Source organism: Hallella sp. (genome assembly GCF_037460745.1).
GTDB lineage: Bacteria > Bacteroidota > Bacteroidia > Bacteroidales > Bacteroidaceae > Prevotella > Prevotella faecis.
In genome coordinates, this window is the sequence record NZ_JAXVAE010000047.1 from 1 (window position 1) to 11707 (window position 11707).

Consider the following 11707-nt stretch of genomic DNA (forward strand, 5'->3'; position numbering starts at 1 on the left):
TCAAAATATTTGGATTTTAACATAGAAAGCGAATTGATGTAATCGTTTTACGATTACCAATTTGAACGAATTTGGCTAACGCAATTAGAAAAAATTCGAAAATTCGAGTAATTCGTTGTTGCGCCGTCTGAGGCCAGAACTGAAGCGAAAATCAAATCACTCCAAATGTCGGAAGATCAATTTGTAGTTGGCAACGCACCGTGCTGAATAATTTTGAAAAACTTCTTCGTTATTTGAAAATTAAACGGCTGTGGCTCCAAATAACGCATTTATGAGCCACTTTGGGCTGCTTTTGCAACGCGTTGAATATCAGATGGTTGCGTTGTGGATGCTCGGAGGTTTTGAAAATCGTAAGGAATTATTTTGCGAAAGATGCCTAATCGAGTTGCGAAAGACGCCAAACCGCACGGCCAAACATGCCAAACGGTGCCTCGATAGCTGGTCTTTCGAGGCTCGATGGGCCATCTTTGGCAACGCCCCGTGTGAGACGAGCCGGTGGCGTTCGGCGTTTCTCGCAAAAAATGTTGGTGTTTTTGCTTTCTTTTTCTCTGGAAGGTGATGCTAAGAGTGGTGCAAAAACACTAAATATCTTGACATAATTTAATGGGAATTTTTGCAATTTTCTAAAAAACAGGTCACCATATTGGGTGCTCATTCGAATATATTTCGTACCTTTGCACCCATGATGGATTTGCAACTACTAACCCCTGAGCAGGTGTCGCAGCTTGGCGCCCTCGTCTCATCATCCTCGAAAATCGTTATCCTCGGACATTCGCGTCCCGACGGTGACGCCATTGGATCCACTTTGGCTTGGTCTGAATATCTCAGTGTGCACTATGGCAAGCGCTCGCAAATCATTGTGCCCAACGCTTACCCCGACTTCCTTCATTGGTTGCCTGGCACACAGTGTGTCATGCGCTACGACAAGCGGCCCGATGAGGTGGAGCGCCTCATGAAGGAGGCCGACTTGGTGTTTTGCCTCGACTTCAACGCGGTGGAGCGCCTTGAGGGCATGGCCCATACGCTCGAAACGGCGAAGGCCAAGAGGGTGCTCATCGACCATCATCTCAATCCTACGGTCGAAGCCGACATGAAGGTGTCGTTTCCCGATCTCAGCTCCACATCGGAGATTGTGTTCCGGCTGGTGTGGCAGATGGGCGATTTTGAACGCATGACCAAGAAGTTTGCCGTGCCTCTCTATTGTGGCATGATGACCGACACGGGCGGTTTCACCTACAACAGTTCGTCGCCCGAGATTTTCTACGCCGTCTGCCAGTTGCTCACCAAGCGCTTCGACAAAGACAAGATTTATCGCAACGTATATAATAATTACAGTTCGTGGGCCATCCGCCTCCGCGGTCACCTCATGAGCCAGAAGTTGAACGTGTTCGACGACCTCCACGCCAGCTACTACACGCTGACCCGCCAGGAGATGCGCGACTATCATTACGTGCGTGGCGATGGCGAGGGACTGGTCAATGAGCCGCTCCGCATCAAGGGCATGAAGATGAGCATCTCGCTGCGCGAGGACGACCGCATTGACAATAAGGTGTGGGTGAGCCTGCGCTCGGTCGACGATTTCTCGGTGGAAGAGGTGGCAAAGCGCTTCTTCAATGGCGGTGGGCACCTCAACGCCAGCGGCGGACAGCTCGACTGCTCGCTCGATGAGGCCGTGAAGATTACGCGAGAGGCCATTAAGTATTACGCCGAAGAACTGAAGAAGTAAGCCCCCGCACGCCATTCGTGCCTCGCGCAAGGCGCCGGACCGATAGCTGTTTGCCAATATTCATTAAATAATTGGCACAATGGGCCTGTACCACGTGGAATTTTCGTATATTTGCAGTCAAAAACAAGGATATGAAAAAACTGACTTATTTGCTTCTGGCTCTTTTCGCCATGACAGCGTTCGTGGCTTGTAACGACGACGAGTCGTATGCCGACCAGAAGAAAGCGGAGCGTTCTGCCATCAACAAATACATAGCCGACTCGGCTGTCAACGTCATCTCGGAGACGCAGTTTGCGCTTCAGGGCAACACCACCGATGTGTCGAAGAACGAGTTTGTGCTGTTCCAATCATCGGGTATCTACATGCAGATTGTGCGCAAGGGATGTGGCGAGCCTATCCCCAACGGTAAGACCGTTACGGTGCTCTGCCGCTTCACCGAGTATAATCTGAAGACCGACACCATACAGCTCTCCAACATCAGAGACTCGCGCTGGGACGCCGTGGTCGACAAGATGACCGTAACGCGCAACTCGGCCGACTACACGGGCTACTTCGTGAGGGGCGAGAGCCTCCTGCAGGCTGTGTATGGCAACTCGTCCACGGCGGTGCCACAGGGATGGCTTATGCCGCTGGGCTTCATCAACGTGGGACGGCCCGCCAAGGAGGGTGACGAGGTGGCCAAGGTGCGTATCATCGTGCCGCACGACAAGGGACACGCTTACGCTACGCAGTATGTGTATCCCTGCCTCTACGACATCACCTACGAGCTCGGACGCTAAGCGCACGGCCTTGCTGACCGCGTGGCGGAGCAAGGGCAACGACATTACCAAAACACTATCATGATGAGTGGAGCTCCAACCCTATTGGGAACGAGTTTTACCCACCGAAATATAATAACTTATGACCCTTATCAAATCTATTTCGGGCATCCGTGGTACCATCGGAGGCCGTGCGGGCGACACTTTGAACCCGCTTGACATTGTGAAGTTTACATCGGCTTACGCCACCTTCATCCGCCGTAGCGGCAAGTCGACAAGCAACAAGATCGTGGTTGGACGCGACGCACGTATCTCGGGTGAGATGGTGAAGAACGTGGTCTGTGGTACGCTCATGGGTATTGGCTACGATGTGGTGAACATCGGCCTGGCCACTACGCCGACCACAGAGCTCGCCGTGAAGTGGAGTGGTGCAGCAGGTGGTATCATCATCACCGCCAGCCACAACCCCCGCCACTGGAATGCGCTCAAGTTGCTCAACGAGCAGGGTGAGTTCCTGACGAAGGACGACGGCAACGAGGTGCTCGACATCGCTGCAAGAGAGGATTTTGAGTATGCTGACGTTGACGGCCTCGGCCATTACACGGAGGACAACTCGTTCAACCAGCGCCACATCGACTCGGTGCTCGCCCTGGAGCTTGTGGATGTGGAGGCCATCAAGAAGGCTCACTTCAAGGTGATCGTCGACACGATCAACTCGGTGGGTGGCGAGATTCTGCCCGACCTGTTCAAGGCGCTCGGCGTGGAGGCTACCTTCCTCAATGGTGAGGCCAATGGCGACTTCGCACACAATCCGGAGCCCATCGCCAAGAACCTCGGCGGCATCATGGACGCTTGCGCCAAGGGCGGTTACGACCTCGGCGTGGTGGTCGACCCCGATGTGGACCGCTTGGCATTCATCCAAGAGGACGGACAGATGTATGGAGAGGAGTATACGCTGGTAACGGTGGCCGATTACATTCTCGACCACGTGAAGGGTGCCACGGTGTCGAACCTGAGTTCCACACGTGCCCTGCGCGACGTTACCGAGAAGCATGGCGGCAAGTACTACGCTTCGGCTGTGGGTGAGGTGAACGTTACCACGAAGATGAAGGAGGTAGGTGCCGTCATCGGTGGTGAGGGCAACGGTGGTGTTATCTACCCGGAGAGCCACTATGGTCGCGACGCCTTGGTGGGTATCGGCCTGTTCCTGAGCTCTATGGCTCAGAAGGGTCTTACCGCAAGCCAGTTGCGCCAGACCTTCCCCAACTATTTCATCGCCAAGAACCGCATCGACCTCAGTCCTGAGACCGACGTGGACGCTATCCTCGTGAAGGTGAAGGAGATGTACGGCCAGCAGGCCGATGTGCAGGTTACCGACATCGATGGTGTGAAGCTCGACTTCCCCAACAAGTGGGTGCACCTCCGCAAGAGCAACACAGAGCCCATCATCCGTGTGTACAGCGAGGCTTCGACCATGGAAGAGGCCGATGAGCTGGGCAAGAAATTGATGGACGTGGTTTACAGCATGTAATCCATACAACAATCATAGCGTAGGAGGAAAGCCATTGCGGCTTTCCTCCTATTTTTGTTTCATGAGCCAGGCCTGTTTCTCATGGTGTGTCATGGTGGGCATCGTTCAATTGTTTACACATGTTGGATGATGGCACACTCTAACATATAGAGAGGGTGTGCCAAAGTTCAACTAAGCGGACTGAAAGCCTTAGTGCAAGCCTAAACTATGTGGGCTGAAAAGCCTTTGCTAATAGCCAATGAATGTGTGTGTGTGAAAGCCTTAGCTCTGTGCTATTCTATCTGGGCGAAAGCCTTAGTCCAAGTCTAATTTATGCGGGCTGAAAGCCCAATGGCTTCCTTAGGGTAACACCCTGGGTAAAACGGGCAAATACATACCAGGCGCCCTGCAAGGGCAAAAGTAACTCTAATTAATTGTGTTTCAGTACTTTTTCCTTCCATGGTGCTTGTTTGTTGTTCGCTAACCTCCGCAGGTCGTTCTTGCTTAGGCAAGCGGCAGGGGCGCTCGGCCCTGAGCTGAGAATTTCTGATCACTCCGGGATGTGCTGTTTGGACTTTTTGACACACTCGGCCTAATGACGAATTTGGGATAACAGGTCGAACCAAATGAAACGCCCGGTGAGCGGAGGGCTCATCGGGCGTTTGGCTTATAGCATTCAACTATCTGCTGGATAGCCTATGTGTTATCTGATCTTGTAACCCCACATGCCATAGAAGAAGATGAAGAGGAAGCAGGGAACGCAAACCCAATAGCTGGCCTGGTAACCAAAAGCGTCGACAGCCAGACCTTGCAACCAAGGCATTACGGCGCCACCGGCGATGGCCATGGTGAGCAATGATGAACCGCTCTTGGTGAACTTACCAAGGTCGGCCATGGCAAGAGGCCACAGTGCCGGCCACATGAGTGAGCAACCGAGAGCCATGAAGAAGATGCAGTAGGTTGAAATCTCAGGGTCGGGGATGACGGCCACAAGCACTGAACCAACCACAGCGATGATGGCGCAGAGGCGCATGGCGGTGTCTTGCTTCAGATACTTAGGAATGGCAATGATACCTACGAGGTAACCCACCACCATGCCGATCGAGGGAATGAAGCCCCAGTTGTCGCCCGGCAGGTTGAGCGCCTTGGCGTAGTCGTTGGCTGTTGCCAGCGAGATGGTCTCAACACCTACATAGAGGAAGAGGGCCAAGCAGCCCAGCAAAAGGTGGGGGAACTGCATGATACTGGTCTTGCCTTCTGCGTAAGGGCAGGCAGGCTCGGCGCTATCGGCGCTGTCGTCCTCACCGGCGGCCTTCACCTCGGGCAGCGGAGCTACCAGGGCAACGATGGCCAAGGCTACGAAGATGCCGATGATGATGCCGAAGGGCATGTAAAGGTCTTCCATGTGGATGTCGCCAATGCCCTTGCCGATAACCAACGTGATGAAGAGCGTTGTGGCAGGCCAAGCGAGCTTGTTGCAGATGCCCATCATGGAGATGCGCTTGGCGGCGCTCTCCAACGGACCGCAAATGGTGACGTAAGGATTCACAGATGCTTGCAGCACGCAGTTGGCGGCACCGCTCACGGCGCTGGCAATGAGGAACCACTCCAACGACTGCTCTTTGGCGGCCAGGATGAAAAGGGCAAAAGCTACGGCGAAGATGCCGAACGATAAAGCCATGGTGCGCTTGTAGCCAATGGCCTCAATGCACTTGGTGGCAGGAATGCCGAAGAGAAGGAAGGGCACGAAGGTGGCAGCGAGAAGCAGGCTCGACGCACCGGCCGACATGTCCATGGCACCCTTCAGGACGGGCATGAGGAATGAGTTGATGCCCAAAGCGAAGCCAATGGAGAAGAAGAACAATCCCACAAAAGCTAAGGGGACATAGAATGTTTTGTTGTTTGACATAAAATAATTTGTTATTAGGTATTATTAGGTACGATGTGATTGTTTGTGGGGTGTTGACGTCAGCTGCGCTGTTCGCTTGCTGCGTTATGGTGGGTTAAGTGTGGTATGGTTGTTGGTTAGCTATAGGGTTAATCACGGCAGACGTCCTGAAAGGAGCAGGGTGAAGCATCGTTTGTACTCCTCAACCATCTGGTCGTGGCCCGCTTGTTGGTAGTGGAGCTTGAAGATTTCGGTCTCGGAGAATGCGGGATAAATCTCTTCGCAATGGTTGACCATCATCATCTTGATGGCTTGTGGGTCAATGTTGCCCGAGCCAGCCGGTGACAACCGCTGGAGGGCAAACTGGCGGAAGAACAAGCTGATGTCGTCTTGCATGGTGTGAATCATGGTGTAAAATTACAAAAAAGATTACGAAAGAGGGCCCTTTTGGACGTTAAAAATCATGGAAACCCTAAGGAATGCTAATAATAGGGGCTTCCTACCCGAAAATGAGGGCTTCCTACCCCTGTTATCTTTCAAAAAACGATGTGTTTTGAACACGTTAAATTCCTATCACCCTTAGGGTTCTGACGGGGTTGGCTCATCGTTGGATGGGTGGGTTGTGGCGCTCGTTTGGGCGCTCATGTTTTGGATGTTGCGCATGAGGCCAGCATATTTTGCGCGCTTTACGGCCGATCCTTTGAAGAGCCGGTGATAGTCGTCCTCGCTCAGTTGCTCCCATTGTTGGCGCGTCATGGAGAGCAATTCTTCGCTCGGTTGGAACTCGGCGATGTTGGTGGGGTGGGCGAAACGGTTCCAGGGGCATGCCAGTTGGCAACGGTCGCATCCGTAGATGAACGCACCCATCTTCGCCTTGGCGTCGTCGCTCAGCTCGCCACGGTTTTCGATGGTTTGGTAGGAAAGGCAGAGATGGGCGTCGAACGCATGGGTGTAGCTCAGCGCATGGGTAGGACATTGGTCGACGCAGCGGTGGCAATGGCCGCAATGGTTGGCCATGGGTTGGTCGTAATCGAGCTCTATGTCGAGAAACAACTCGCCAAGGAAAAACTCGCTTCCGGCCTTGGGGATGATGAGCAGATGGTTGCGTCCCACCCATCCTAAGCCCGCTTGCACGGCCCAATAGCGCTCCAGCACGGGACCGCTGTCGACAAACGCGCGATAGGATAGCTCGCGCCCCACTTGCTCCGACACAAAGGCGGCCAAGCGGTGGATGCGCTCCTTCATCACGTCGTGATAGTCTTTGCCCAACGCGTAGGCGGCAATCTGTGGCTCGCCAGCGGCCAACCGACGTTCGGGGGCGTAGTTCATGGCCAACGACACGATGCTCTTCAGCCCGTCCATCAGCTTACGGGGATCGAGGCGCTTGTCTAAATAGTTGGTCATATAGTGCATGTCGGCATACTTGCCCTCGTCGAGCCACCGACGGAGGTGGGCCTCTTCGTCCTCGCTGACGTGGGAGGCTTGGGCCACACCACATGCGGCGAAACCCAACTTCTGGGCTTCGGCCTTGATGAGCGCGGTGAGATCGTGACGGGAAAGCGGCATGCTGATTATTCGAAGGTCTTGAATTCGTAGCCTTGTTCCTGAAGCCATTCCAGGGCTTCAGGCAGGGCGGTTTTCAACTTATCGATGCTTTTGAGCGAGTCGTGGAAGGTGATGATGGAGCCATTGCGGGTGTAACGCTTCACGTTGCGCACCACATCATCGGCCGTCAGCCACTTGGAGTAGTCGCGTGTCACCAAGTCCCACATCACAATCTTGTAACGGCGTTGGAACCACCAATATACGGAATGGCGCATCCAGCCGTGGGGCGGGCGGAAGAGATGGGCCTTGATGAGGTCGTTGGCCTGCTGGATGTTCAGGGCATAGGTGAGGGTCCAGTGTTTGAACGACCCGATATGGTTGAACGTGTGGTTGCCCACCTGATGACCTTCGGCCACAATCTGATTGTAGAGATCGTGGTAGCGCAGCACGTTCTCGCCCACCATGAAGAAGGTGGCCTTGGCGTTGTAGCGGCGCAATGTTTCGAGGATGAAGGGCGTCGACTCGGGAATGGGGCCATCGTCGAACGTGAGATAGACCGAATGGTCGTTCTTGTCCATGCGCCACAGGGCGTTGGGATATAGCCATCTCAGCCACTTTGCGGGTTGTTCTATAAACATTTGAATTGTGTTTTAACTAAAAGCGCCTGGCGGATGAAGGGCTGTTGCATCGGCAAAGCTCTTCGCCGTCAGGCGCTCTCTTATGATTGGTTGTTTAAGTGAACAGGGGTTTACTGCATGGGTTGGCCACCCTTGCCGATGAACTGGTTCAACTTAGCCTGCACCTCAGCGCCTTCCTTTTTGGCGAGTTTGGCGTCGATGTGCTGCGTGAGCTCATGGATCTGGTTGAGGATGGTCAACTGAACCATGAAGTCGCGGTTGGCTGAAGTGAAGCGCTGCCCCTCGAGCGTCAGGTAATAGGTGGCGTACTGATAAGCGTCGGTCCATACCTTGTGGAGAATCTCCAAGGCCTTCTTGTTCTTGCCCAATGCGGCATAAGCCTGAGCCATGTCGAAGGCACCGCTCATGTAGTTCATTGGGATGTTATACTCGGGGATCTCCTTCTCTGCCTTCTGCAGCACCTTCAGAGCCTTGGCGTTCTTACCCTCGGCGGCCAATGCGATGGCCAAGCGGCCAAAGAGGCGACGGTGGGTATAGCACATGCGCATGAGGGTCTCGTCGATGTAAAGGCCGGGAGTGCTGAGACCGCCGTAGCGGTAACGGTTCATCAGGTTGTTATACATCTTCTCGGTGTCGATGGTCTTTGCGTTTGGCTGATTCGTAGAGAACGGTGTGATGCGGTTGGCAAGACCCTCAAGCACGAAGTTGTCGCCGAGGTTCATGTATGAGTTGCTTCCCACAGTTGTTGCGACATAAACAGGACGCTTCCAGTTGCAGTTGGCAATCATCTCGAGCATCATCATGTCGTTCTTGTAGAGGGCCTTCTTGCCCGCAAGCGAGATGACCATGCGGTCGGGGATGGAGTCGCAAGCCATGAGCATGCCGCTCTTCTTGACAGCCTCCTTGTCGACAGTGATATAGAGGGTGTCGGTCGGGATGACGTGCATGTCGTCGTTCTTAGAGCGAATCCAATACTTCATGATGTTCTTAACCTCGAACGGGTTGTCGCCAAACTGTGCCTTGGCAGCCTCGGGATCTTGCTTGTAGAAATCGAGCACCTGCTGCTTCAGGTTAGGAGCGACCTCCACAATCTCGTTGGTGCCTGAGCAGTAGTCGAGTCGTGGCCAACTGATGGGCACTGAGGGTGAGTTGTAAGCCGGGCGCTTCATCTGGTCGATATACCAATCGGTAGACAGGTAAGAGAGGTTGCAGACGCGAGCGTCGGTGCGCACTCCCTCGGTCTCCTGGTTGTACCAGAGCGGGAAGGTGTCGTTGTCGCCATTTGTGAAGATGATGGGGTTGCCCTCGTCTTGCAGGGTCATGAGGTAGTTGCTACCAAAGTCGCGGCAGGTGTAACGGCCCGAACGGTCGTGGTCGTCCCATGTCTGACTGGCCATTTGGATAGGAACCAAGAGGCATGCCAATCCCACAACGGCTGCGATGACCACACTGTCCTTCTTCAGGAAGCGCTTCAGCAGGTCGATGATGGCGGCCACACCCATGCCACACCAGATGGCAAAGGCATAGAAGGAACCTGCGTAGGCATAGTCGCGCTCACGAGGCTGCACAGGTGTCTGGTTCAGATAGATCACGATGGCGAGACCTGTCATGAAGAAGAGGAAGAACACCACCCAGAACTGGCGGATGCCGCGGATGCCGCGGAAGGCCTGCCAGAAAAGTCCGATGAGACCCAAGAGCAGCGGCAAGCAGTAGAACACGTTGTGGCCCTTGTCGTTCTTCAACTCGTCGGGCAGGTTGTTCTGGTCGCCGAGACGAGCGTTGTCGAGGAACGAGATACCGGTAATCCAGTTTCCATGCTCCAACTCGCCGTGGCCCTGGATGCCGTTCTGACGACCGGCGAAGTTCCACATGAAATAACGCCAATACATAAAGTTGCACTGGTAAGACAGGAAGAACTTGATGTTCTCGAGCTGTGAAGGCATCTTCACCATGATGTTCTCACCGCAGCGGTCGTAGGGTACCTCGCTGCCGCTGACACCACCCATCCACGACTCGTAGTCCTGGGCGTGGTTAGCGTCGTACATGCGCGGGAAGAACATGTTCTGTGCATATTCGTACTTGTCCTTGTGGGTAACCACGAAGTAGGAGTCCTTCTCGTTCTTTGAAGCCTTCTCCTTACGGCTGTAGACGGGTGCGCCACCTTGCATGACGGGACGGCAGTAGTTGCCTTCGGTCTTCAACTTCACCTGTGAGGTGTAGGCCTGGCCGTAGAACAATGGGCGGTCGCCATACTGGTCGCGGCTAAGGTAAGAACCCAACGTGAAGATATCCTCAGGTGAGTTCTGGTCCATCGGCGGGTTGGCCACCGAGCGGATGACGATCAGGGCATAGCTTGAATAGCCAATCATCAGCATGAGCATGCAGAGAAGGGCGGTATTCTTGAATCGTGATGTGACGAGATAAACGGGCTTCTTGTCGACAAGCTTCTTGTGGTTGAGCACGAAGGCCAACACGGCCAGTACCACAACACCAATGGCTACAGCGCTCCAGCCGAAACCATAGAACGGAATGCCGATGAGGGCGAACGCCACGAGGAACGAAATGTTCTCACGCTTCTTGTTCTGACCCATATAGCTCTCGTAAATGGCCCACAATGTAGCGGCCACCAAGAGGATGATGTAGATGATGAGACCCGTGTTGAAAGGCATGCCGAGCACGTTGACAAACAGCAACTCGAACCATCCGCCCACGGTGATGATGCCGGGAACCACGCCATAGAGCACGGCGGCCACAATGGCGAACGACACGAGCAGGGCAATGAGTGAGCCCTTCGACTCGACGTTGGGGAAGCGGCGATAGCAATAAACCAGCACAATGGCGGGCAAGCACAACAGGTTGAGCAAGTGAACGCCGATAGACAGGCCAGTCATGTAGAAGATCAGCACCAGCCAACGGTCAGCGTGGGGCTCGTCGGCGTGGTCTTCCCACTTGAGGATGAGCCAGAACACAACAGCTGTGAAAGCCGATGAGTAAGCGTACACCTCACCTTCGACAGCCGAGAACCAGAAGGTATCGGAGAAGGTATAGATCAGGGCGCCCACCAGTCCGCTGGCCTCAATGGCAATGAGCTTGCCTGTGGTAAGGCTGCTCCAATCCTTCACGATGAGCTTGCGCGTCAGGTGCGTGATGGTCCAGAACAAGAACAGGATGGTGGCGGCAGAGAGCAGCGCACTCATGGTGTTGACCATGCGGGCCACCTCACTGGGATTGCTGACAAACTGGCTGAACAGGTTGGCGGTCAACATGAAGAACGGTGCCCCTGGGGGGTGACCAATCTCGAGCTTGTAGCCAGTAGTGATAAACTCAGGACAGTCCCAGAAGGAAGCTGTCGGCTCAATGGTGGAACAATAGACAAAGGCGGCGACGAAGAACGTCAACCAACCAAGGATATTGTCCACTAATCTGTACTGTTTCATTTATTGTGTGACTAATTTTGATTTTTCAATCCTAAAATGCAAAGTTAATAAAAAGAGGAGAGAGAGGATAAGAATAGCCCGTTTTTTTTGTTTTTTTATTAGTGCCACTCGGTAAAATGGGCAGAAATCACGGGATTGTAGCCGCTATGCGGTAACCATCCGAAATATGCCGACTTGTGCCTTCCGTTTAAGTTGTCGACCTTTG

9 protein-coding genes are annotated in these 11707 nt (G+C 53.8%); 3 read left to right on the plus strand and 6 right to left on the minus strand.

Annotated elements, in window-relative coordinates:
* Positions 1-376: 376 nt before the first annotated feature.
* Complete coding sequence (locus tag WKK33_RS01215; protein ID WP_337932117.1) at positions 377-655, minus strand: hypothetical protein; 279 nt, start codon at positions 653-655, stop codon at positions 377-379.
* Positions 656-685: 30 nt separating this feature from the next.
* On the opposite strand from WKK33_RS01215, the gene WKK33_RS01220 reads away from it, so the two are divergent.
* The 3 genes from WKK33_RS01220 (at position 686) to glmM (ending at position 4015) form a co-directional block, all read left to right on the plus strand.
* Positions 686-1726: a DHH family phosphoesterase gene (locus tag WKK33_RS01220; RefSeq protein ID WP_337932124.1), complete on the plus strand. Its 1041-nt coding sequence runs from the start codon at positions 686-688 to the stop codon at positions 1724-1726.
* Positions 1727-1857: 131 nt separating this feature from the next.
* Positions 1858-2505: a DUF4827 domain-containing protein gene (locus tag WKK33_RS01225; RefSeq protein ID WP_215758930.1), complete on the plus strand. Its 648-nt coding sequence runs from the start codon at positions 1858-1860 to the stop codon at positions 2503-2505.
* A 121-nt stretch (positions 2506-2626) separates the two neighbouring features.
* Entirely contained in the window at positions 2627-4015 is a 1389-nt protein-coding gene (gene glmM / locus WKK33_RS01230) for a phosphoglucosamine mutase (protein WP_337932119.1), read from the plus strand.
* Between the two features lie 682 nt (positions 4016-4697).
* On the opposite strand, the gene WKK33_RS01235 is transcribed toward glmM, so the two are convergent.
* From WKK33_RS01235 to WKK33_RS01255, 5 genes are all read right to left on the minus strand, one after another.
* Positions 4698-5903: an MFS transporter gene (locus WKK33_RS01235; protein WP_215758928.1), complete on the minus strand. Its 1206-nt coding sequence runs from the start codon at positions 5901-5903 to the stop codon at positions 4698-4700.
* A 132-nt stretch (positions 5904-6035) separates the two neighbouring features.
* On the minus strand, positions 6036-6290 hold the full coding sequence (locus WKK33_RS01240; RefSeq protein ID WP_215758927.1) for a hypothetical protein: 255 nt from the start codon (positions 6288-6290) through the stop codon (positions 6036-6038).
* A gap of 171 nt (positions 6291-6461) precedes the next feature.
* The gene (gene queG / locus WKK33_RS01245; protein WP_337932121.1) at positions 6462-7448 is read right to left on the minus strand and encodes a tRNA epoxyqueuosine(34) reductase QueG; all 987 of its coding nucleotides are present in this window, start codon (positions 7446-7448) and stop codon (positions 6462-6464) included.
* Positions 7449-7453: 5 nt separating this feature from the next.
* Positions 7454-8065, minus strand: a complete 612-nt coding sequence (locus WKK33_RS01250) for a polysaccharide deacetylase family protein (RefSeq protein ID WP_287770120.1) — start codon at positions 8063-8065, stop codon at positions 7454-7456.
* Positions 8066-8175: 110 nt separating this feature from the next.
* Complete coding sequence (locus WKK33_RS01255; protein ID WP_337932123.1) at positions 8176-11502, minus strand: DUF2723 domain-containing protein; 3327 nt, start codon at positions 11500-11502, stop codon at positions 8176-8178.
* Positions 11503-11707 lie beyond the last annotated feature (205 nt).